This window comes from Arthrobacter antibioticus, assembly GCF_030063205.1.
Taxonomy (GTDB): Bacteria; Actinomycetota; Actinomycetes; order Actinomycetales; family Micrococcaceae; genus Specibacter.
On sequence record NZ_JASISQ010000008.1, the window covers coordinates 87522 to 110540 of the forward strand.

Sequence of the window (23019 nt, forward strand, 5' to 3'; positions counted from 1 at the left end):
CCAACGGGCTGTCCGTGATGCTCGGTGGATTCCGATCTGCCGTGCTGCAGGTAGTCTCAACCGTGGCTGTTGTGGCCTTTATTAGTCTTGGGGGGCTAGGGCGCTACATTATTGACGGACTTGCAGTGCAGGATTACGGTCAGGTACTTGGCGGGGCCGTGGCGATCGCCGCCGTCGCCATTGTGATTGACGGTTTGTTAGCCTTACTGCAGCGTTCAGTTGTTTCACCAGGGTTGCGGACCGCAGGAACGCCCTCGGAGCAGGCTGCTCCTAATGAGGTGGCCCTTGACGGCGAAACTATGGAAGAAAAAGTTCTTACTACAGGAGATAAATCATGAATAAAAATTCCACGTCCACACGCCGCGGGTTCCTTGGAGCTGCCGCTGGACTCTCCGTAGCTTTTGCCATTACCGCTTGCGGTGGCGGCGATCCACTGGCGCAGAACACCTCCAGCGGCGCAGCCGGTGGCGGAGAGGCCGTTGTGGTTGGCTCGGCTAACTTCCCAGAGAACGCAATTTTGGCTGAAATTTATGCCGGCGCCTTGAGTGCTGCCGGTATGGATGCCACCACACGGCTGAACATTGGCGCCCGTGAGGTTTATTTGAAGGCTCTCGAAGACGGCTCAATCGATGTTGTGCCCGAATACACAGGTAACCTCTTGGGCTATCTCGATGCCAGCAACACCGTGGTTGATGGAGCCGGTATTCTTGCCGCATTGCCCGCTAAGATGCCAGCAGGAATCAGTGTTTTGGACGCCTCATCCGCCGAAGACAAGGATGCCATTGTTGTGACTGCGGAAACTGCTGCCAAGTACAAACTGAAATCGATTGCCGATCTGACCCCCGTATGCAGTGAACTGACGCTGGCCGCGCCATCAGAATTTCAGACCCGCCCCTACGGTCTGCCCGGTTTGAAAAAACTTTATGATTGCGTGCCCAAGGACTTCAAAGCGTTCAGCGCAAGCAGCGAAGCATTGAATTTGAAGGCGCTGCTCAACGATGAGGTCCAGTTCGCCGATATCTTTACTACCTCTCCTGAAATCACCGCTAACAAGCTGGTGGTTCTGCAGGACCCCAAGTCCATGATCGGGGCGCAGCAGGTTATCCCCATTATCAAGACTGACAAGGTCAACGAGGCTGGCCAAAAAGCACTGAACAACGTCTCCAAGCAGCTCACCACCGAAGACTTGATTGCCTTGCGCACACAGGTTGAGGGCGATCAGAAGATGGATCCCAAGGCCGCCGCAGCACAGTGGCTCAAGGACAAGGGCATCACCAAGTAAGGAGCTTTCATGGCCACCACGGTTGAACCGGATGAAGTTGATGTTGTAGTCCTCGGCATGGGACCAGGTGGTGAGTCCGTTGCCGGGGACCTAGCCGCTGCGGGCTTAGACGTTGTGGGCGTGGAATCCCGGCTTGTGGGCGGAGAATGTCCATACTTTGGCTGTGTCCCGTCCAAAATGATGATACGGGCTGGCAACGTGGTGGCCGAAGCACTTCGTATTCCGGATCTTGCCGGCAGCGTGGAGGTCACACCGGACTTTTCCAAGGTGGCCTCCCGCATCCGTTCTGAAGCTACGGACAACTGGGATGATGCCGTCGCCGCCAAGCGGTTCACGGATAAGGGTGGCCGCTTAGTTCGTGGTACCGGCAGGCTCACTGGAGCCGGAGAAGTCTGTGTTTCTATGCCCGACGGCGGTGAACGCACCTTTCGGGCCCGGCGGGCAGTGGTGCTCAACCCCGGCACTAACCCCGCAGTCCCCGACGTTGCGGGACTGGCTGAGACCCCGTTTTGGACCAACAGGGAAGCCCTGCAGACGGAGGTGGCGCCGAAGTCTCTGATTATTTGGGGAGGCGGCCCCATTGCGGTGGAATTAGCCCAGGCATTCACCAGATTCGGCACCAAGGTAACAATGGTGTTGCGCGGTTCCAGCCTGCTTTCGCGCGAAGAACCCGAAGCAGCAGATCTGCTGGCCAAGGTTTTCCGTAGCGAAGGCATAAAGATACTGAATAACCGGGACATCACAGCTGTTGCTCATTCAGATGGGATCTTTAAAGTGCAACTGGCGGCATCCAGTCGCACTGCTCCTGGCGCCGGCGTTTCAGAGCTTTCGGCGGAGAATTTCTTGGTCGCCACGGGTCGAACACCGCAGTTAGCGACGCTTGAGCTGGCAGCAGCGAATATTGACTGGGACGGCAAACATGCGCCGTCATTCGATGAGCACATGCAGTTGACCGACGGTCTTTATCTGATCGGTGACGCCGCAGGTGCCGGAGCGTTTACCCACATGTCCATGTACCAGGCCAATATTGTGACCGGTCATATCCTCGGTGAGGACCGAGGCTCCGCTGAGTCTCATGCAGTTCCACATGTAACCTTTACCGACCCGGAAATTGGCGCCGTCGGTCTGAGCGAAAATCAGGCTCGAGAAGCTGGCCTGACCATTAGAGTTGGCTACTCCGAAATCAGTGCATCCGCGCGAGGGTGGATTCACAAGTCCGGAAACCAAGGCTTCATCAAGGTGATCGAAGACACCCAGGCCGGCGTTCTGGTGGGTGCCACCTCCGCCGGACCCACAGGTGGGGAATTACTGTCCCTGCTGGCCTTGGCTGTGCATGCCCGCATCCGCGTTGCTGAACTAAAAACGATGATTTACGCCTACCCCACGTTCCACCGAGCTATCCCCGAGGCATTGGCAGATCTAAAGTAGCCCTCCGTTTTGAGCCTGCCCTGGTGAGATTGGAGATAATGACAATGCCGGTGCCTGAACCTGTGGGCTAGGACTATCTCCTCAACTTCCCAGCTGGAGCGGCCCCCAGCCACCGGAGCCAATTCTTGACTGCACACCAAAGCGCCCCCTTAGCATTGGGTAGTGGTGCAGGTTTCCGGCACGGTCACGCGCTAAAATGCCCCACTGATGGGTGCCGAGGTGGTTATTGATGCCTGAAACGTGCGTCATACCATTCCAGCCGGAACCAATCACCTTGCGTGGCTCATCGATGAATCCGCCGCCTCCGTTGCCCCGGTACAGCAACAATGCTCCGGCAGTATTGCGGGCCAGAACATCACTGCGTCCATCACCATCGAAGTCCGCTGCAAGAACGTTTAATGACCCCCATCCGGTTCCGATCCTTGTACGTACAGAGAATCCGCGACCATTCGGAGACGGGTAGAGGAACAGTTCGCCGGTGACGCGCGATTTAGCTACAACTGCCGGAAATTTGTCGCTGGTGCGCCATTTGATGACCATAATGTCAAAAGATCCCCACCCTTTGCCGATCTGCAACGGTGCGGAAAGTGCGCCATTTGCTTGCCCGTACCTCACGGTCAGATGCCCACTTGACCATTTAGCCACGATGTCTTGGCGGCCATCGGAATCGAAGTCGACGATTTCCAGCTGCTGCACACCGCTCCAGCCCCCTGAGATGAATCGACGCTGCCATAAGTCACCTCCTTTGGCTGATCCGTAAATGAAAAGATTCCCGGCTTGGTCGACGGCGGCCACATCTCCCGCGTTGGCTACAGGAACCGGTGCGGGTTGCGGCTGAACGGCCCGTGATGACGCATAACCTGCCAAATTGGCCACCACCACCGACGACCCGTTCCAGCCACTCATAGAGATTTTGACCTGTCCTATGCCTATGTCAGTAGCCTGCTTGTTCAGCAAAGCCGCACGGTGCGACGGAGATCCCATCCACCAGTCAACAATCTGTTGAGCTGATCCGTTGATACCAATGATCTCCGAGTACATGTCCGCACCTGCAGGCAAAATAGATCGCCCGGCGTCGGCTCGATGCAGATTGTTTATGTCCAGAGAACCTTTGTTGATTCGCGTATTCAACGTTGTGGCCCACTGCTGAGATCCAGTGGAAATATTCTTGTTCCACACCAGCGGACCTGCTCCATTGGCTGCCCGATATTTATTCGCTAAAACCAGCACCTGAGCCGTGTAAGGGTTACTGGCAGTGGCCGCATCCGCCAAAGGCTGGGCCAAAGGAGTCCGAACACCTACTGGGGGCGTACCCGGGCCTGGTGTCACCGGCTTGACAGTCGCCGGAACAGGCGCGGGCACCGCCGGCTTAGCAGTCGCCGAGGGGGCCGAAGGCGCAGAAGGGGCCGAAGGGGCCGAAGGCGCAGGATTAATTGCAGTCGGAGCGGGGGCAGTCGACGCTGAAGACGAAGGAGTCGGGGTGGAAACAAGTTCTGGAGTCGGCGCGGACTTAGGAACAGGCTCCCCCAGATTTTTCGGCACCTCGGGCATCGCCGACTCTGTTGTGGGCGAAGGAGTCTGCCACTGCACCATGGAACCGGGTGAAACTGAACGCGCCGCAGCAACAGGACCCACACCTGCGCTCAGCAGGGTAGCCGTGAGAGATAGCGCTGCGATGCGCCTAAGTGTGTTGCGCAAATTCGTTTCCTTATTTTTATGGGCGTGTTCCCCGGAACCAAGAGAACGAGGCGACTAGGATGCCAGAATTGCCTTTCGTACCGCTGCGCTGAGCTGCATAGCCCTGCCCCCGGTTGCGCCCGCCTCGTTCCATGCTGGGACGTATCCAAACCCTATTCCGTAGAGGGGGTCAGCATAGCCCAATGAGCCGTTGGCCCCTTCATGTCCAAAGGCTTGGGCGCTGCCAAAGTCCATGCGCGGGTGGGCCTTCATGAAAGTAATGGCAAATGAGCTGGTCTCACAAAAGACCCTGTCTAGCCCCCACACCTGTTCCTGGCTCATGAGCGCAATAGTTTCAGGATTCAAATAGGGCGGAAGCAAGTCGATCCCGGTAGTTGCACCGGCATAGACACGGGCCAGCCCATCAGCTGATCCCACCCCTGCACCGCTGGAACTTCCTGCCGCTCGGACACTTCGGACATTGGGCATTCCTAGAAGATTTCCTGCAAACACATTCGCTGAGACGCCTGCAATGGAACCCGGCTCAAAAAACCCGGCCGCAGGCTCTTCCTGGAACAGGACAGGGCGGAAGCGTGACTCTTCAGATTCGGGTAGGCCCAGGTACATGTCAGCCGTGTAGGGTGCTCGAATACGACGGTTGTACAGGTCCTGTAACCGCTCTCCGCTGACGCGTCGGCACAACTCCTCAAGGAAGACACCCATGGTGAGCGCGTGGTAACCGAACGTTCCGCTGCCTGGCCGCCACATCGGCTCTAGCGCGGCCAACCGCTCGGCCACGGCAGAAAGATCGTTGTACTCCTCCATGGCAAAACCACCCTGTACACCCAACAAGCCAGCTTGATGAGAAAGCAGCTGCCTAACTGACAGGGCACTCTTGCCGTTCTCAGCAAATTCCGGCCAGTAGGTGGCAACGGTTGCGTCTAGATCGATCAGGCCATCCTGCACCAGGAGGCTGAAGGCGAGCGCGGCAATTCCCTTGGAACACGAGAACACGCCCGTAAGTGAGTTCTCGGAAGAATCAGGGCCGCCCACGAGTTCAACCACCTTGGCGCCGTTAAAGTAAACGGCCAGCTGCGCGCTGTAGCCGGGGTCGGCGTCGAGCATGGAATCAAAAAGTTCCCGAACACCGGTAAATTGTTCGGTGGCGAGGCCTTGGGATGCACCGGCGCCCGGCTGCTGTGAAAGTGTCATGGGACCACTCTAGGGAATACCGCACCCGCGGCGCCTCCTTGTGGATCACGGGTTGACCCGCTACGCGTTCTACGGAGATGAACTAGTGACTCCCGGCGCCCCTGTAAATACTCAGTCCGTTCGCTCGCGGTGTTTGCACCCCGGCCAGCAGCAGGGCCGTCGCTGACCTTGCTCAAGCTCTTCCTGGGTTCGGCGAATGCGGCGCACTCGAGTCGTCTTTTGTTTGGCATCTTCAACCCAACAGATAAATTCATTGCGAGCCAACGGCGTAATGTCGTCCCACAGAACTCGCGCCACAGGGTTGGCGAGCAGGGCCTCTCTCAGGTCTGCCGGCAAAGCGTGGACTACCCCTCCGGGCACTGGCTCGCTACTCATACCACTACGATAGCGGGCCGGTGTGCCAGCAGGTCCGCTTGACCACGGACCCGGAGAGTTTCGGCTAGCGGCTGGCCCGTAGCATACGTTGCACTCCGGTGATCGAAGATAAATTGGGACCACGCGCTCTCGTGGCTGTTGCTCACCATAGGCGTATTCGCCACACTCGCCACACTCGCCAACGGTAAAGGTGCAGCGTTGGAACTGCTCCGGACTACGCCGATGGAAAATGAGAACAAAACCGCAGATCTCTGAATCGACGCGAAGGTCTCTGGGCCAGCCACCGGGTTCATAACAGCATTCACGGGTGCTGGTTTCCCCATAGCAGCGGCTCCCAGGCGCCACCGTCAAGGCAAGGAGAGTCTTCCACCGTGCTTTGACCGTTAACGTTTTAACCGCCAGCCGATGACGGCACGGAAAATCGCGGCCAGCGATGCGTCTTCTGTGCTGGTCTCAATCGCCACAGGGTACACCCACCCCACTAGACTGGCGGTTGCGTCCCTTCGCCACCCGTTCCTGGAAGGTTTCTGCCCATGCATGACAAACACGACCTAATCCAAAGCCGGCTCAAACGAGTCCTGGTTGAGCGGATCATCCCGGCCATCCACACACCCATCGCTGCCCTGACCTTGACGGCTTGGCATGTTGCAGGTGGCCAGGGCGAACCTGTCTCTCCGGCTGAGGCGCTTCCCCAGGGAACAACGGACGACGGCGGCACCGCGGCAACGGGGTCTCCCAGCACGGGGTCTCCCGCCACGGGGTCTCCCAGCACAGGCGTGGATTACCAGCCCTTCGCAGTGGGAGACCAGTGGGGGCCACCGTGGGGCACCAGCTGGATTCATCTCAGCGGTACCGTTCCCGCTGAGGCGAGGGGTCACACAATTGAACTCGTGGTGGACTTGGGTTTTAGCCAGTCGTGGCCTGGATTCCAGGCCGAAGGGCTCATTTATCGTCCTGATGGGAGCACTCTCAAGGCGCTGAACCCTTTGAACACTTGGGTTCCAGTGGCGGAATTGGCTCAGGGCGGGGAATCAATTGACCTTTATGTTGAGGCTGCGGCGAACCCTTTCGTATTTACCGATAACCCCTTTGTCCCAACCCAGCTGGGCGAGAAGTTCACCGCCGGGGATACCCCGCGTTACACCATGGCCCGGGCAGACATCAATATTTTCAACGCCGAGGTGTGGGAGCTCGTCCAGGATTTTGAGGTTCTGGACCAGCTTCAAAATGAGCTTGATCTGGGCAACCCACGCCGCTGGGACATCCTCTACGCTCTGGAACGCGCGCTCGACGCCGTTTCCCTCACCGATGTTCCCGGCTCGGCTGCCGCTGCCCGCGCACAACTTGGCAACGTGCTCGCGCAGCCAGCCAGCGCCAGTGCCCACCAGATCACCGCCATTGGGCACGCGCACATTGATTCGGCGTGGTTGTGGCCGGTAAGGGAGACAGTACGCAAGGTGGCTCGCACCACCTCCAATGTCATTAATCTGCTAGCCGGAGACCCCGAATTCCAGTTCGTTATGTCTTCCGCCCAACAATACGAGTGGCTGGCGGAGCACCGCCCGGAGGTGTTCGCAAAGGTCAAGGCTGCCGTCACCGAGGGCCGCTTCATCCCGGTCGGGGGTATGTGGGTTGAGTCAGATACCAACATGGTGGGCTCCGAGGCCATGGCCCGCCAGTTCACCTACGGTCAGCGTTTTTTCACCGAAAACTTCGGCATACAGTGCCAGGAAGTGTGGTTGCCGGACTCCTTCGGGTACTCCGCCGCGCTGCCACAGATTGTGAAACAGGCAGGTGCCAAATGGTTCCTGACTCAGAAGATCTCCTGGAACACAGTTAATAAGTTTCCGCACCACACCTTCAACTGGGAGGGTATCGATGGGACCCGAGTGTTCACCCACTTCCCTCCCGTAGATACCTACAACTCTCAGCTCTCAGGAACTGAACTGGCCCATGCCGTGCGCAACTTCCGCGACAAAGGTGCGGCAAAGAATTCACTTGTCCCCTTTGGCTGGGGCGACGGCGGAGGTGGACCCACGCGCGAAATGCTGGCCCGGGCCAAGCGAACCAAAAATTTAGAAGGCTCCCCGCAGGTCACCATCCAAACTCCCACAGCGTTCTTCACGAGCGCTGAGGCCGAATACCCGAATGCTCCCGTGTGGAAGGGTGAGCTGTACCTTGAACTACACCGCGGCACGTACACCTCGCAGGCCCTGACCAAACAGGGCAACCGGCGCAGCGAACACCTGCTGCGCGAGGCAGAGCTATGGAGCACCACGGCAGCCGTGCGCGGCCTCATCGACTACCCCTATGCAGAGTTGGACCGGATTTGGAAGCTGGTGCTCTTAAACCAATTCCACGACATCTTGCCTGGTTCCTCGATCGCGTGGGTACACCGTGAAGCAGCCGAAAGCTACGCCCGGATTGCGGCAGACCTGAAAGCAATCATCTTTGCAGCGGTGGACGCCCTCGCCGACTCTGGGCAAGACCGCTCTGGGCCGGCCGATTCTGGGCCAGACGGCTCTGAACCACGCAGCTCCGGCCCCGCCGCGGTGGGAGAGAGGCTAGGGACCGCCCTGCATTTCAATGCCTCTCCCTACCCGCGCCGCGGCATTGCCCCTCTCAGCGCAGGCGTCCCGTCACCGGACACCACGGAAGTGACGGTGGAGCGGGACGGGAACGGGGAAATAGTTGTCCAGAACACACTCATCCGTGTCCGTTTCGGTGCCGACGGCGTCATCACCTCCATTGTGGATATTGCGGCCAACCGCGAGCTGGTACCGTCCGGGCAGGGCGCCAACCTGCTCCAGTTACACACCGACTTCCCAAACATGTGGGATGCGTGGGACATTGACGAGTTTTACAAAAACACAGTGACGGACATTCGCGAGCTGGACTCGATGGAGGTCACGATCTTGGACAGTCTGGCCCAGATCACCATCAAACGCAGTTTCCGCAGCTCACACATCACCCAACGCGTGCGCATCGCTCCGGACTCTAAGACCATCACCGTGCACAACGATGTCGATTGGCATGAGCAGGAGACCCTACTTAAAGCTGCCTTCCCGCTCGATCTGCACGCCGATCACGCCCGTTTTGAGACCCAGTATGGACACATTCAACGCGCCACGCATGAGAACACGTCCTGGGATAACGCCCGTTTTGAGGTCTGCGCGCACCGCTGGGTACATGTGGGCGAACCCGGCTTTGGCGCTGCGGTGATCAACGATTCCACCTACGGCCACGACGTCTCTCGCCACCCCGGAACCAACGGCTCAAGTTTCACCACCGTGCGCCTGTCGCTGCTGCGCGGGCCCCGCTTCCCCGACCCAACCACTGACCAGGGCCAGCATTCTTTCAGCTACGGGCTCGTGGTAGGCGCGGACGTGCAGGACGCGGTGGCCGCCGGGTACGCACTAAATCTGCCGTGGCACGGCGTGCCGGGCGATGGGTCCGGCCGTACCGTCATCGAACCACTGGTGCGCACCGATTCGCAGGCCGCCATCATCGAGGCCGTCAAATTGGCCGACGATCGCAGTGGTGACGTGATCGTCCGTCTCTACGAACCGCTTGGTGGCCGCGCCAAGGTGACCCTCTCGGCGTCGTTCCCGGTGGCAAATGTGCTGGAGAACAACCTCCTAGAGCAGCCGTACGACGCCGGATCCCTCACCTTAGGTACTGACACCCCGGGCAGCATGGAGTCCAACAATCCTCTTATTTTGTTGGCCTTGCGCCCCTTCCAGATCCTTACCTTACGCTTGCAGAAAGGCAATAAATGAGCCGCCCCGTTATCGCAACCCCCACCAACCGGGACCAGAGAGCTGCTGCCCGAAAAAATCCCCTGCGTTGGGGCGTGAATTACACGCCCAGCGAGGGTTGGTTCCACTCGTGGCAGGACTTTGATGCTGATGCCGTGCGGGCCGATTTTGAGTCAATTGCCAAGCTGGGTCTTGACCATGTGCGGATTTTCCCGCTATGGCCGTTACTGCAACCCAACCGGTCACTGATCCGTCCGGCCGGGATTGCCGATGTGGGCCGCGTGGTGGATGCCGCTGCGGAGTTCGGTTTGGACGTCTCCGTGGACGGCTTGCAGGGGCACCTTTCAAGCTTTGATTTTCTGCCGTCGTGGGTGACGAGCTGGCACCGGCGCAACATGTACACCGACCCGCAGGTAGTGGACGCCGAGACGCAGCTGATTGTGGCCCTGGCCGCCGAGGTGACCTCACGTCCCAACGTGCTGGGCATGACGCTGGGCAATGAAACGAACCAGTTTGCTGTAGCGCGCCACCCCGAACAGCAGGTCACCTCACCGGCGGAGATGGGCGAATGGTTCGCAACCTTGCTAGCTGCCGCCCGCAAAGCATGGCCTACAGGCATGCACCAACACAGCTTTGATGACAACGCCTGGTTTGTGGATAGCTGTCCGGTTACTCCCCGACACGCGACATCCCTGGGCGACGTGACCACTGTGCATTCGTGGGTATTCGTGGCCGTGGCGCGTTTGTTCCCGCAGGGTCACCCCGCTCGCACCCTTTTCGCTGACTACCTGGTGCAGCTAGCGGATGCCTATTCCAACGACCCCGCACGGCCTATCTGGCTACAGGAAATCGGTGCCCCACATCCGGCTGTCCCTGTGGAAGGTGCCGCGGACTTCCTAGAGCAGAGCCTTAGGCCAGTGCTGGACACTCCCAATTTGTGGGGTGTGACGTGGTGGTGTTCTCATGATGTCAGCAGGAAACTAGCTGACTTCCCCGAGCTGGAATACTCTCTAGGCCTACTGGATTCTGAGCGTCGGGTTAAGCCGGGCGGGCAGCGATTGGCGGAACTGATTGCCGCGGAGAAGACCAACCCCACGGCGCCAGTCTGGCGATCCACGGCCCTGTCCTTTGACCCGGGTGATGAAGCCACAGGTGTTGGGCGCTCGGTGGCTGATCCTTCCGGCGCCTTGTTCCCGGCGTGGTTGGAACTAACCGCTTCCGGTCAGAAGCCCGCCCTGGTGCGAGCATCCCAGAGGGAGAACTCCCGCTACCTCGCTGCCCGCGGCATCACCGACGTGAGAGATATCAGCGATGCTCACAGCAGTACACACTCCGGGTGCCAAGACTAGAAAGCGGGGAACTCCATGTGGGATGAGGTGCAGCCTAGGGACTGCGAACAAGGTTGGGAACTATTGCCAGAAAGCGGCTGGTTTGCACTGATGGCATGGACGGCCGGTCCGGATAATCTCAGCCGATCCGCCCAGGAAGATGCGGAGAAGAAGGTGCGCGTTATGCAAGTCCTTCACGAAGTGGAATCCCACACCGCCGCGCCTTTCACCGCGAAAGACAGGCATACCGTGAACGAGGCAGTAAATGAGTTTCTGCTCGATGCCGGGGTCGCCGCCCGGCCCCCGGGTTTTGACTGGTTCCTGCGCCTCCCGCAAGGTTGGCCGGTGGGGATTTCGTTAGCTGAGGAGCTCGGGTCACAAATCACCCTGGCTTGGGAAAACGGGACTCATCCGGCCAAGCTTCGACCGCTGTTTCACCGGGTAGTGCAAGATTTTTACGCCACTGCCCCGCGCTAGGGTGCCCCGGCAGCCCTAGGCGCGGAGGGCCCGTGGGCTGCCGGGGATTCGCGCGGCCCCTAGCCGCCACCCCTACGCCCGCGTAGCATCTCCTACGCCCGTGAAGCATCAAGGCATTACCGTGTTTCACCCCGAGCCGACGGTGGCAGCGGCCAGTCCGCCGGCGGAATTGAGGAAGCCATGAGCCACGATGGCGCTGCCGAAGCTGCGCGTGAAAATGCATGGGTTCGTCCCAGTTTCGCCAAGGGGCTGTACCTGGGCAATTTTGACATCGATCTGATCCATCCCCACCCGCAATCCACTGCCGATGATGCCGAACGCGGTGAAGCATTTCTGAAAAAGGTTGATGCCTATGCCAGAAGCCTTGACGGCGCCAAGGTCGAGCGGGATGCAAAAATCCCCGACGAGTACCTTGCTGGACTGGCGGAACTGGGCGCCTTTGGTATGAAAATCCCTGTGGAGTACGGCGGCCTAGGTTTGAACCTCACATATTACGGCAGAGCGCTGGCCATCTTGGGTAGCGTTCATCCGGCCTTTGGTGCACTACTTTCAGCTCATCAGTCTATTGGGGTACCCGAACCCGTAAAAGTATTTGGTACAGCTGAACAAAAACAAAAGTACTTGCCGCGCTGTGCCGCGGGTGCTGTCACAGCGTTCCTGCTCACCGAGGCGGACGTTGGCTCCGACCCTGCCAGGATGGGGTGTTTAGCTGTGCCCTCGAAGGACGGGTCCGAGTACATTTTGGATGGCGTAAAACTATGGACAACCACCGGCACCATTGCAGAACTTGTGGTCGTCATGGCTCTTATTCCCTCACGGGGGCTCGATGCTCTAGGACGCATAACAGGCGGCATCACAGCGTTCGTGGTGGAGGCAGACTCCCCCGGCATCACAGTGGAGAATCGCAATGAATTCATGGGACTTCGCGGTATTGAAAATGGTGTGACTCGTTTCCACCAGGTGCGTGTTCTCGCTGAAAATCGTTTGGGGCGGGAGGGCCAGGGTTTGAAGATCGCCCGGGAATGATCCAATGCAGGGGCCCAGTGGGGCTTGCCCGTTGGACAGCATGAGGCGGTTGGCAAGAAACTGGCCTTCATGGCGGCCACTACTTTCGCCCTGGAAGCTGTGTTCGAGCTCTTCGCAGCCCTAGCCGATGCGGGCATGAAGGACGTCCGTATCGAAGCGGCACTCGCCAAGCTATGGTCCTCCGAATTTTCCTACACGTGTGCCGATGAACTGGTTCAGATCCGCGGCGGTCGCGGCTACGAAAGCGCCGCGTCCCTCGCCGCACGAGGAGAGCGTGCCATCCCAGCCGAACAGCTGTTGCGTGGCAGTCACGGCTCCGCGTGGAAACCTTGTTCAATGAGCTGTGCCACAACACCGACGATTCGGATAAGTCACTCAGCGAGGAACTCTTGGCCGGAGACTTCACCTGGCTTGAAGAGGGAGTGCTCAATCCTTCGGAGGGTACAGGAGCCTGGATTGCCGACGCCTCAGACGGGGCGTCTCTTCAGGAAAATCAACACCGCAAATATCGCTGACACGGTCCATGCTCGGCAAAAAACAACGCGGGGGTGGTTATTACTATTCGCAGTGCGTAGACGCACTGCGAATAGTAATAACCACCCCCGCGTTGGGTGAAACGAGAAATATTAGCCGTCAGTCTTGACGATGTACACATCGCACGGGGCGTTATGTGAGACGGCGTTCGCCACGGAGCCCAGAACGCGGGCCAAGCCCTGCATACGCACGTTGCCAACAACGATCAATTTGGCTTTGAGCTTGGTGGCCTCTTCGATCAAGACGTCGGCAGGCTTGCCCAAGGCGGAGGAGTACTCGGTCTTGACACCGCTAATCTTCAGCTCTTCCGCAACGCGCTGTGCAACGCGCTCAGCCTCATCGGCCGTGGAGAGGAACCACTCGTCGTTGCCGATGGAAACCTTCTCGGTTCGGTCTTCGCCAAATGCTGTAACCACGCGCAAGGTGTAGCCAAGTGATTTGGCTAGTTCTGCTGCAACGCGTGCAGCCTTCATGGACGTTGTGTTGCCGTCGACGCCGACGATGATGATTCCAGCCATTTGCTTCATCCTTTGGTTGCTCCGAAACACCGGTGCTTTGCGCACCAGCACCAATCTTGTCCCCTACTTTAGCCACAAATGCCTGCACTTTGGCCTAAACGTGCCCGAACTTACCCTCCTGTTACGCCGCCAATATTAATCGTCTGCGCTCCACGGATGCCCCGTTGCCTACAGCTACGAGGGTTCGGTGAGCGCATCGGCCAGGATCTCCAGCACGTGGCGGTACTCTTCCCCCGTGGCTCGGCTCATACCCAGTTCACACGTCCTATTGCAGGAAGCATGGGCGGAGGCGCCCATCGTGGCCACCTCGGCTGCCTGGGCTTGCGTCGCTGAGGCCGTCAATTCCGGGTGCAGCATGCCCCGGTCCCCGGCAAAGCCGCAGCAGCCCCAGCTTTCCGGGACGTAAACCGAGTCCGCAACGGCCTGTGCCAGCTCCACCAAGGATGGATTCAGTCCCAAGCGCACCGACGAACAAGTTGGATGCAACGCAAGGGAATCCAGCCGCGCCCATGTTCCACCCAAGAGCGGCAGTAAACGTTCGGCGGTGAATGCCACGGCGTCAAGGACCCGCAGTGGCCGCTGTCCCGGGCTCAAAACCTCGTTTTCTAGGGTGTGCAGCAATCCTTCGGTGCAGCTGGAGGCATCACAAATGATCTCCAACTCCCCGTCCCGCGTTGCCTGACGCAACAGGGCCAGCGTTCGCGTGTGCATCTGCGCCAATCCATCCACCATCCCCTTCGATGACCACGGCGTTCCACAGCACGCACTGTCAATACCATCCGGGACCAGCAACTCAACCCCAGCCGCGAAGCACAATTGCTCAAAACTTGCCTGCACTCCAGCCGAACCACTGGCAGCAGGACCAAACATGACGTTCACACAGGCGGGAAAATACACGGCCACCGCTTCCCCCACAGGTGCTGGCCGACGTCGTGCCTCCCCTCCTGCGGGAAGCTCCCCTGAATACAAGGGCAGGGTGTCAGCACCAAGCACCTTGCGCCCGAGCTTATTGGCGGGAAGCACGACGGCGGCTGGCACCTTCGCGGCCACGTCCAGTGCCAGCGAGGCCCCCTGAGTCACGGGCCCCCAATGCTTTGCAGCCGTACCCCACACCGCCTTTTCCACTGTCCCGGCAGCCTGCGCACGCAGCCGCTTCACCAAAGTACCCGTGTTGATGTCCACAGGGCAGGCGGTTTGGCACATGCCATCCACGGCGCAAGTGTCTACGCCGGCGTAATCATAATCCGCCGCTAGGGCATCGGCGAGAGCATCATCGCCATCTGCCCGGGCCGTCGCCATATCGCGGAGAGTGACAATGCGCTGGCGCGGGGTCAGCGTCAGATTCTTGCTGGGGCACACCGGTTCGCAATAGCCGCAGGAGACACAACGGTCCACTTCCGGGTCTACGGCCGGGGGCGCAGACTTTATATGGTTCAAGTGTGCTAATGGGTTCTCTTCGAGAATTACCCCTGGATTCAGCATGCCCGTTGGGTCGCACAATGCCTTGATCCGGCGCATCACCTCATACAACTCATCCCCGTATTGGCGCCGCACAAACGGTGCCATGACCCGCCCTGTGCCATGCTCGGCCTTAAGCGAGCCACCCTCCCCGAGCACCACGTTCACCATGTCCTCGGTGAAGGCGGCATAGCGGTCAAGCTCGTCCTTGCTGGCAAAATTATCCGTCAGCATGAAGTGAATGTTGCCATCTTTGGCGTGCCCAAAAGTAACCGAGTTTTCGTAGCTGTATTTGGTAAACAACGCCCCCAGCTCCCGGCACGTGCGCGCGAGCGCAGGAACCGGAACAACCACATCCTCAAGCAGTGCGGTGGTGCCTGGAGGGCGAGCCCCGGCCACCGCGGTGTACAGCCCCTTGCGCAAGTGCCACAACTCTGCACGCACCTTAGCATCGGTACTAAAACCCGCCGGCCCCTCCAATCCCAACGTTGCCGCGAGTCGCACAGCCTTCGCATTGAGCTCAGCAAGCTCGCCCGCGTTGCCTGTTTGGTATTCCACAAGCAACGCCGCATGGTGTGCAACCTTAAGATCCCGCACAACTGCGGGTACTTGACTCAGTCCCTGCCCCACCCGCAGCGACAGCGCATCCATGAGCTCAACCGTGGCTGCTCCGCTGTCCACCAACGCCGGCAGCGCGGTGTTGGCCGCCTCGAGATCCTTAAAGACCAGCAGCCCGGACGTGGCGTGAGCCAGCCGTGAAACAGTCCTAAAGACGGCCTCAGCCACGAACCCAAGTGTCCCTTCACTACCAACAACAAGGTGCGCCAGGATATCAACGGGATCGGAGAAATCAAGGAGTGAGTTAAGTCCGTAACCCATGGTATTTTTCATGGCGAATTGTCGTTCCACGGTGGCACGCGACTGCGGATTCCTGCGCACCCGTTCCGCCAACTCGCCAAGACCCTTGTAGAGTTTCGGCTCCAGAGACCGGAGCCGGGCAGGTGCGTCGGCGGCGCCCGTGTCGATAACGGTTCCGCTGGGGAGCACCAGTGTCATTGATTCAAGAGTCTGGTAGGCATTATCCGTGGTGCCACAGGCCATCCCCGAGGAGTTATTGGCAATCACTCCCCCCACGGTGCAAGCAACCTCGCTTGCGGGATCAGGACCAAATTTCCGTCCATAGCGCAACAGCCGGGCATTTAAATCCCGTACCGTAACTCCCGGCTGCACGCGCACACGGGCACCGTCGTCGAGCACTTCAATATCTCTAAAGTTCTTCCGCACATCTACCAGCAGACCGGCGCTGACCGCCTGACCGCTCAGGCTTGTCCCGCCGGAACGCAAGGTTAATGGCAGTCCACGAGCGGCGCTGACCATCATCAGTTTGGCCACTTCAGTAGCATTTTCCGGGACGGCCACTGCCTGTGGGATCAGCAGAAAGTGTGAGGCGTCATGGGCGTTTGCGTGGCGGTCAAGGGCACGTGTGCGAGTTTGCTCCGGCGCCGCCATCGCCGCCGTGACTTCCTTTAGCAGCGGCCCACTTAACGCCGCGTTACCCCCGTTAACCGCACTTCTATGCCCCGGCATGCCTGCCCTTTCCCTCTTCTGTTTCTGTTTCTGTCGATTTCAGAGCTTCACATTCAAAACACAAAGCGGCAGCAACCAATTGGCCCTCTAGCTAGTCTTGTGCGGGGTCTGCCGCAAAGCAAGCAGCTCGCATGAACCGGCTGTCATGAACTAATAGTGGGCCCTCATGCCCCCTATGCTGTTGCTAGCAGCTAACAACCTTTATTTTTGGGAGCCCCATGACCATCTCTACAGCAGATCTTTATGACGAGCGCGGTTCAGAGTTAACCTCGGTGTCACTCCAATTTCGGGATTTCGGTGCTGTCGCCGCGTTTAGCGGCCCGGCCCGCACCGTCAAGTGCTTAGAAGACAATTCCTTGGCGAAGGCAACTTTGGCAACTCCCGGCGAGGGCGCCATTTTGGTTATCGACGGCGGCGGCTCACTGCGTACTGCCCTGATGGGAGACATGATCGCCCAACTCGCTGTGGACAACGGCTGGGCCGGAGTCATTATCCATGGCTGCGTCCGTGACAGCGTGGTGCTTGGAACCATCAATCTAGGCATCAAAGCCCTGGGAACAAATCCTGCCAAGAGCAATAAAAACGGTATAGGCCGCGTTGATGTCCCAGTCAGCTTGGGTGATGTCATCATTGTTCCCGGAGCGATGCTCTACGCCGACCCCGACGGAATCCTTGTGGCCCCGCCTCTTACATAGCTGAGAGACTCAGGGTTTGAAGTTAGCTGGTCCGCGTAGGGGCTCCAGTTGGTTCTTCTTCTCCGCTGGAAGTCGCACCAAGGTATTGCTAGGTTCATGGAAGAACGCCAGCACAGTTTCAGCTATGACGCATTTACTTTCAGTGACCGGATCAAAAATGGCATAAGCCACTGTGAAACTTGCCCCCTTTATGGCACTGATCCACAACTGCACGCTCGCCGCAACGTTGCGGTAATTCAACGGGGCCAGATATTTAACCCTGTGCTCCACCACTAGTGCCTGCACACCGGCGGCCAGTTCGGAAAAGATGGGCATCTCCACATCAGTTCCAGGGAGCCCGGTTCCCGATGGAGGGCCAAAGGCATGCACCCTGGCCTCCTCGAGGATGCGCAGAACTTCTACGTTGTTGATGTGCCCATAGGCGTCCATGTCTCCCCAGCGCATGGGCACCGCCAGCGTGAGCCGCTGGCCGTCGTCGAACTTTTCCTGCACAACTTTCATTTCAATCCGCTTCTTTCTCCTGGCACATCTTTACTTCGGGCACGTCTTCTCTTCGGGCACGATAGCCAGTCATCACGCTGCCGTGCGGCCTCAGTCTGGTTCATGGGAAGGCCATTCACGGCTCAAGATGGCGTAGTGGCGGAGGGTAATCCATTCGCCTTTGCTCCAGTCAGCTTCCACAAATGTGGCCTCCAAGCGCATCCCCAGCCGGGTCATCAGGGATGCTGACTTTTCATTCCTGTCATCGCAAATCCCCTCTACCCGGTGCCATCCAAAGTGGTTGAAGGCAAGGTCCAACGCTGCGGTACATGCAGCGAAGGCCACACCGCGACCTTGGACTGTGGGGCTGAAAACGAAACCGATTTCTCCCCGCCGCCAATTATCGCCATCCCACTTCAGCAGTACCTCTCCCACGATTTCAGGGGAAGATCCCAGCTCAACGGCCAGATCCAACCACTGTCCGGGGGTGGCAAAATCACGTTGGGCAACCATTGCATCAACCGTCAATTCGGTGTCGGCCAAGGACTGCGGAGGGTGCGGGAGATATCTTGCCACTTCTGCCAGCGACCTATATGCGTTCACGGCCGGCGCATCCGCCACCGCGATGGGGCGGAGGCGGATGTCTTCCGCCCCGCAGTCTGCTGGCGCCTTGGCAGAGGATTTGGCAGGCGCTTTGGCAGGGACTTGAGCATGGAACGGATAGATCGGCTGTGCGGGGACGGGGACCTTTGAAGTCTCACAAGACATGTTCAGATCCTAATGGAATTCCCCCGTGTCAGGCCCGAACAGCATCTGCCAATAGATATATTGCCCTCCCCCACCCGCGTCCTGCTAGGTGTTCGAGCCGGCTGAACCGTTGGTCAGAGGTCGGTTCAGGCGCTAGTTCAGGCCCTAGTTCAGGCCCTAGTTCAGGAGCCGCCTCAGGCGCTATCTCTCGCGGCAAACAGTCAGACTCGTTCGATAACATAGCTTCATGCCTGCCGCTCCAACAACTCGCCGACGCGTGGAACTCATTCTGGTTCCACTCGTTTCCGCTTTTTGTATGGCCTTCATCATCGGCGCAATAGTACTGGACCGCGACAGCGCCCCGTGCCCCTCTCCCACATGGGATAACAACCTCTCACTGTCATTGGTAAACAGCGGCAGCGTCAAGGCTGCAGCAGTCACTGCTTGTCCGGACGCGGATTGTGTCCCGACCTCTCCCACGTTCGCCAAGAGCTCTCTCGGAGACTCGCGCATCCTCACCCAGCAAAGGGACGGATCGTGGCTGCTGGTCTTGGGTGCGCCACCTCCCACAGCTGTTAGTTTCAGGGTCTACGACCAAGACGGCAAGCTCTTGGCTACCCAATCCACGGCACTGAACTGGACACGCGTGTCAGGCAACGAGCGCTGCGGCGGCAGGATGGCGAACATCAACGTGGCATTCGACGTCCCCTAGAGTTGGCTTTCCCCAGGCGGCTCACTAGCGCGCTTCACCCAGTTGCGCGGCCCGTAAAGACTGTGGCGCACATCTTTTAGCTCACACCTTCTGGCTCACCAATTGTGTGGAGCCGGGTTGCGGGCGCTGGGCAGCGCATTGTTTGCCTGCCATTGGTGCACCCATGCTGGAAGCTGGAGACCCTGCGGCGGCAGCCCAAAGACCTCAAGCAGCTGTTCCATGGGGATGGGTCGTCCCTTACCTACAAAGCGCATCCACACGATGGACTGAGCGTAAATCTCGCCAGTTACCACCATTCGTTGCTCAAAATAGAAGCCCCGCTCATCGGTGCCGATAATCCGCGTCTCCATGGAGTATTTTTGCCACAGTTGCAGCGACTTTCTAAAAGATATAGTTTCCGCCCCTGATACGGGACTCCAGCCCCGGCGCAGCATTTTCTTCCATGCCCCGCTGCGGACTATCAGATCCATACGGCCCAAATCCATCAGGGAGAAGTACATACCGTTGTTCAGTTGACGCGCTACATCTATGTCGCTTGGCCATACACGCATGGGCACGCTCGAGTTACCCCACAGTGTCGCGGCAGGTCTGCGCCATGAACAGAAAATATGAAAGAGAGTACGCAATAAGAGGTGCATGACTACATGTTACTTGCTAGTAACATAATGCAGCTTGAGCATGTCTACCTGTTTACAAAGTAAATCAAAACCCCTGTGACCCACGTGCCTGCGGCCATGGCCGCAAAGCCAAATTCTGCCAGTATCCCCAGCCCCATGGCCCTCAAAGCTGCAAGGGATGAAGAGATAGCGGGTCCCACTTCTTTCTTTCGAGCAAATTCCGAGAGAAACAGGCCCAGAACAAAGCCCACCAGCAAGCCCACCACTGGAATTACAAAGAAACCTACAACGCCCAAAACCACGCCGATCAACACAGACCGCCCAGGTATGGAGCGTTCCTTCATGACGCGGCCCGTCAGCACAGTACTCGAGACCATGCCCGCCGCAACAAGCAGTAAGCCGATACCAAAAATAACCCATCCCAGCGGAGACCCCAACACCAGCGCCCAAACGAACAGGCTGACGGCGATCAATATGCTGCCAGGAAGCACGGGAATGATAATGCCCGCGGCCCCAACCGCTATTGCCAATCCGCAAATAATTGTCCAAATAATCTGAGCGTCCATCCTGCAATGATCCCATTTATTTCCTGCGGCTTACTGCTTTGGTGAAGGTGGCTCCCTCTGCGCCAAATCCCTTTGCGCGCTTTTCTTGCGGGCTTCCAACGCTTGGTGCTGCTGATGGGGGGCGACGGCGGTTCTTGCGTTGTGGGGGTGGGTGCGGGTCGGGTTTCGGCTTGTGTTTTGGTTTGTGTTTCGGCTTGTGTAGCTGAGGCGTGGTGGGGTCTGAGTAGATATTGCTTAGAATGTTTCTTCTAGGAACTATAGCGTTTCGGTTACGACGGGCGTAGACTTGTGGTATGAGTATTCCGGTGATGGCCCCCGGAGAACGGGGCGAGGAAGCCACACAGGATGTGGCCGCACTCCTTGGTGCGATAGCCGCTCTTCCCTCTATTGAACCCTTCGGCACTGACAATCCATCCTTGGCAGGATTACCGCCACTGATTGGCTTTCCCCCGCCACAACCGGAGCCGCCCTCTCAGTTATGTGTGGTGCGTGGTGTTCATGATGGTGCTATCGGCGCTCTGGCGGTAGTGAAGCGTTTAGAAGACGCTACCGCGGCGTGTAAAGCGGCCCTGTTGGGACGATTAATGGGTGCGGTAGAAGTAGAACGAGTTTTAGTTGATCTAGACCGGAACCAATCATCACTAGCGCAAAGTAGTGCCGTGTTGGAAGCAGCTTTGGTCTTAGGGATCCCTGAACGAACAGCTGCCGCACTCACGCATCACTGCGTGGAGGTTCTAAAACACCCAGTCACTTTCAAGGCTTTACAAGCAGGGGTTTTATCTTGGCGGCACGCATGCACGATCGCTGATGAGATCACCACGGTCAAAGAGAGCAGTGGCATCAGTGCCCCTGAAGTCGCCGCTTTCCAGACCCGATTGCTGTGCTTAGCACCCGGGGCTACCGCATCAGTGTTTGCCGCCAAAGCCCGCCGGGCCCGTGAGTCAACATTCCCAGATACCCTCACCACCGCCACCAAGGAAGCCTTCACACGGCGTAAAATGTTCTGCGAAGAAGGCCGCGACGGGATGTCCTGGCTAAGCCTGCATCTACCCACCCTGGCCGCAGCAGGAATCATGACGCACTGCACCCGCACAGCACGAGCCATCAAAAACCACACCAACACCCACCCCACACCACACCCTAACCCCGGCCCCGGCCCCAGTTTTGGGAATGGGGCCGGTTCAGGTGCTGGGAATGGGTTTGGGGGAGATCGTGGGGAATACAGAACACTAGATCAACTTCGTGTTGACGTTGCTGCACTACTACTGATGGGCCAAGAACTACCCACCAACAACTACACCAAGACCGGCAGTAACAACGCCAGCACCAGCAAGACCAGCACCAGCGCTCCAGAGCACAACGACGATCGCAGCAACGCTCCTGAGAGTAGTTTCGGGGGATCTAGCTCGGGCTTTGGGGTGAGGTTGGTTGATCCGGAGCCTATCTGGACACACACAGACCCTGACCCCAAAGACCGTGATGCCACAGGCGGTGGTGCCATAGGTGGTGACGTGCGTGAATCCTGCCCTGGACGTGAGGCTGACTCCCTGCATAATCCAGGTAACCCGATTCAGGGGTACCTCCCTGTTCAAGAGCGCCCCGCGGCTGAGAAGGGGGCTGGGAAGGGATTAGGTGGTGAGGGCAGTGCGGTGGATGATGCGCACCCTACCCTTGCCCAGGACGTCGCTGGCGATAGTGGTGTAGCTGCTGGAGTAGATGTTGGGGTGGATGTTCTGGTGATGGGGGAGTTAGTGGGGGATGGTTCAGGTTTCGTCAATGGGGTCATTGACGGGATCGTGGAAGATCAGCAACAAGAATACTTAGACCAGCTTCACGCACTGGCGCAGGGGAAAGTCATTACGGATCCGCCGCTACCAAAGGCATTGATTCTCCTGAAGGTTCCTTTCCTGGGCTTGTTAGGGATAACTGATGAGCCCGCGGAGCTTGTGGGTATCGGCACCGGTCCGGTACCAGAAGAAATCGCAAGGAAACTCATGGCAGCCTCACACACGTTCCTACGCGTGCTCACCGATCCGATCAGTGGGGAAGCGTTAGCGTTGAACCCGGACCGGTACACACTTAGCAACGCTGAAAAAGCTGTGCTGCAAGCCCTGACTGGGGGTTGTTACATCCCTAATTGTCCTTATCCAGTGATGGACACTGAGCTGGATCACCTGAACGCGTGGGAACACGGGGGGACCACGGCCATGACTAATCTTCGCCCTGCCTGCGCACGTCACCACCGCCTCAAGCACTTCAAGGACGATAAAGACCGCCACGGTAACTACCGCCGCTATCAAGAACCACACCGGCAAAACATTCGTCTTCGTGGCTGGACCCCTCAACCCACCCCCGACGGACGCATCGGCTGGATCACCCCATCAGGGAACTACCAAAAACCCCAACATCAAGAACCCCAACGCACCCAATACCCCACCTGGCTCAAAAAACACATCAACCACACCCTCAACCCACCAAAAGAAAACACCACCAAACACCCCAAAAAACGCCACAAGTAGCCACGTCGGCGTTAACAATGCAC

At 58.6% G+C, this 23019-nt stretch carries 19 protein-coding genes and 2 pseudogenes; 12 read left to right on the plus strand and 9 right to left on the minus strand.

Translation table 11 applies throughout. The features are described from left to right. The 3 genes and pseudogenes from QMG40_RS15070 to QMG40_RS15080 form a co-directional block, all read left to right on the plus strand. Window positions 1-338, plus strand: a pseudogene (locus tag QMG40_RS15070) (ABC transporter permease); the annotation flags it as partial. Then, window positions 335-1282 (plus strand): ABC transporter substrate-binding protein, encoded by a 948-nt coding sequence (locus QMG40_RS15075; RefSeq protein WP_283531922.1) that lies wholly within the window; start codon window positions 335-337, stop codon window positions 1280-1282. The pseudogene QMG40_RS15070 and the gene QMG40_RS15075, both read left to right, overlap by 4 nt. A 9-nt stretch (window positions 1283-1291) precedes the next feature. Further along, entirely contained in the window at window positions 1292-2710 is a 1419-nt protein-coding gene (locus tag QMG40_RS15080) for a dihydrolipoyl dehydrogenase family protein (RefSeq protein ID WP_283531923.1), read from the plus strand. Between the two features lie 81 nt (window positions 2711-2791). Here the strand turns inward: QMG40_RS15080 and QMG40_RS15085 are convergent, their stop codons facing one another. Beyond that, a complete protein-coding gene (locus tag QMG40_RS15085; protein WP_283531924.1) occupies window positions 2792-3994 on the minus strand; it encodes an FG-GAP-like repeat-containing protein in 1203 nt (400 codons plus the stop codon). Here QMG40_RS15085 and QMG40_RS15090 point away from each other — a divergent pair. Then, window positions 3966-4466: a hypothetical protein gene (locus tag QMG40_RS15090; RefSeq protein ID WP_283531925.1), complete on the plus strand. Its 501-nt coding sequence runs from the start codon at window positions 3966-3968 to the stop codon at window positions 4464-4466. The two genes, QMG40_RS15085 and QMG40_RS15090, sit on opposite strands and share 29 nt — an antisense overlap. Here the strand turns inward: QMG40_RS15090 and QMG40_RS15095 are convergent. Next, a complete protein-coding gene (locus QMG40_RS15095; RefSeq protein WP_283531926.1) occupies window positions 4463-5599 on the minus strand; it encodes a serine hydrolase domain-containing protein in 1137 nt (378 codons plus the stop codon). The two genes, QMG40_RS15090 and QMG40_RS15095, sit on opposite strands and share 4 nt — an antisense overlap. Before the next feature lie 111 nt (window positions 5600-5710). Further along, window positions 5711-5974, minus strand: coding sequence for a YdeI/OmpD-associated family protein (locus tag QMG40_RS15100; RefSeq protein ID WP_283531927.1), 264 nt, complete (start codon window positions 5972-5974; stop codon window positions 5711-5713). A 533-nt stretch (window positions 5975-6507) separates the two neighbouring features. Here QMG40_RS15100 and QMG40_RS15105 point away from each other — a divergent pair. The 5 genes and pseudogenes from QMG40_RS15105 (at window position 6508) to QMG40_RS17435 (ending at window position 13078) form a co-directional block, all read left to right on the plus strand. Beyond that, window positions 6508-9753, plus strand: coding sequence for an alpha-mannosidase (locus QMG40_RS15105; protein WP_283531929.1), 3246 nt, complete (start codon window positions 6508-6510; stop codon window positions 9751-9753). Beyond that, the gene (locus tag QMG40_RS15110; RefSeq protein ID WP_283531930.1) at window positions 9750-11081 is read left to right on the plus strand and encodes a glycoside hydrolase 5 family protein; all 1332 of its coding nucleotides are present in this window, start codon (window positions 9750-9752) and stop codon (window positions 11079-11081) included. The genes QMG40_RS15105 and QMG40_RS15110 overlap by 4 nt, the downstream gene beginning before the upstream one ends. Before the next feature lie 15 nt (window positions 11082-11096). Next, window positions 11097-11537 carry a DUF5956 family protein gene (locus QMG40_RS15115; protein ID WP_283531931.1) on the plus strand — a complete coding sequence of 147 codons (441 nt, stop codon included), beginning with the start codon at window positions 11097-11099 and terminating at the stop codon, window positions 11535-11537. 180 nt (window positions 11538-11717) lie between these two features. Further along, window positions 11718-12866 (plus strand): annotated as a pseudogene (locus QMG40_RS15120) (acyl-CoA dehydrogenase family protein); the annotation flags it as partial. Between the two features lie 17 nt (window positions 12867-12883). Next, complete coding sequence (locus QMG40_RS17435) at window positions 12884-13078, plus strand: hypothetical protein (RefSeq protein WP_459253027.1); 195 nt, start codon at window positions 12884-12886, stop codon at window positions 13076-13078. A 111-nt stretch (window positions 13079-13189) separates the two neighbouring features. Here QMG40_RS17435 and QMG40_RS15125 read toward each other — a convergent pair whose 3' ends face one another. Further along, window positions 13190-13615 (minus strand): universal stress protein, encoded by a 426-nt coding sequence (locus QMG40_RS15125; protein ID WP_283531932.1) that lies wholly within the window; start codon window positions 13613-13615, stop codon window positions 13190-13192. 174 nt (window positions 13616-13789) lie between these two features. Continuing rightward, window positions 13790-16660, minus strand: coding sequence for an FAD-binding and (Fe-S)-binding domain-containing protein (locus QMG40_RS15130; RefSeq protein WP_459253022.1), 2871 nt, complete (start codon window positions 16658-16660; stop codon window positions 13790-13792). 218 nt (window positions 16661-16878) lie between these two features. Between QMG40_RS15130 and rraA the strand changes: the two genes are divergently transcribed. Continuing rightward, window positions 16879-17355 (plus strand): ribonuclease E activity regulator RraA, encoded by a 477-nt coding sequence (gene rraA / locus QMG40_RS15135; protein WP_283531933.1) that lies wholly within the window; start codon window positions 16879-16881, stop codon window positions 17353-17355. A 9-nt stretch (window positions 17356-17364) separates the two neighbouring features. Here rraA and QMG40_RS15140 read toward each other — a convergent pair whose 3' ends face one another. Both QMG40_RS15140 and QMG40_RS15145 read right to left on the minus strand, forming a co-directional pair. Continuing rightward, window positions 17365-17856: an acyl-CoA thioesterase gene (locus tag QMG40_RS15140; protein ID WP_283531934.1), complete on the minus strand. Its 492-nt coding sequence runs from the start codon at window positions 17854-17856 to the stop codon at window positions 17365-17367. Between the two features lie 90 nt (window positions 17857-17946). After that, window positions 17947-18603 (minus strand): GNAT family N-acetyltransferase, encoded by a 657-nt coding sequence (locus QMG40_RS15145; RefSeq protein ID WP_283531935.1) that lies wholly within the window; start codon window positions 18601-18603, stop codon window positions 17947-17949. Window positions 18604-18829: 226 nt separating this feature from the next. Here QMG40_RS15145 and QMG40_RS15150 point away from each other — a divergent pair, with 226 nt between their 5' ends. Then, entirely contained in the window at window positions 18830-19294 is a 465-nt protein-coding gene (locus QMG40_RS15150; RefSeq protein WP_283531936.1) for a hypothetical protein, read from the plus strand. A gap of 95 nt (window positions 19295-19389) precedes the next feature. On the opposite strand, the gene QMG40_RS15155 is transcribed toward QMG40_RS15150, so the two are convergent. Further along, window positions 19390-19932 carry a thioesterase family protein gene (locus QMG40_RS15155; protein ID WP_283531937.1) on the minus strand — a complete coding sequence of 181 codons (543 nt, stop codon included), beginning with the start codon at window positions 19930-19932 and terminating at the stop codon, window positions 19390-19392. 44 nt (window positions 19933-19976) lie between these two features. Then, on the minus strand, window positions 19977-20477 hold the full coding sequence (locus QMG40_RS15160) for a DUF456 domain-containing protein (RefSeq protein WP_283531938.1): 501 nt from the start codon (window positions 20475-20477) through the stop codon (window positions 19977-19979). A 293-nt stretch (window positions 20478-20770) separates the two neighbouring features. Here QMG40_RS15160 and QMG40_RS15165 point away from each other — a divergent pair, with 293 nt between their 5' ends. After that, window positions 20771-22996, plus strand: a complete 2226-nt coding sequence (locus tag QMG40_RS15165) for an HNH endonuclease signature motif containing protein (RefSeq protein WP_283531940.1) — start codon at window positions 20771-20773, stop codon at window positions 22994-22996. The last annotated feature ends 23 nt before the right edge of the window (window positions 22997-23019 follow it).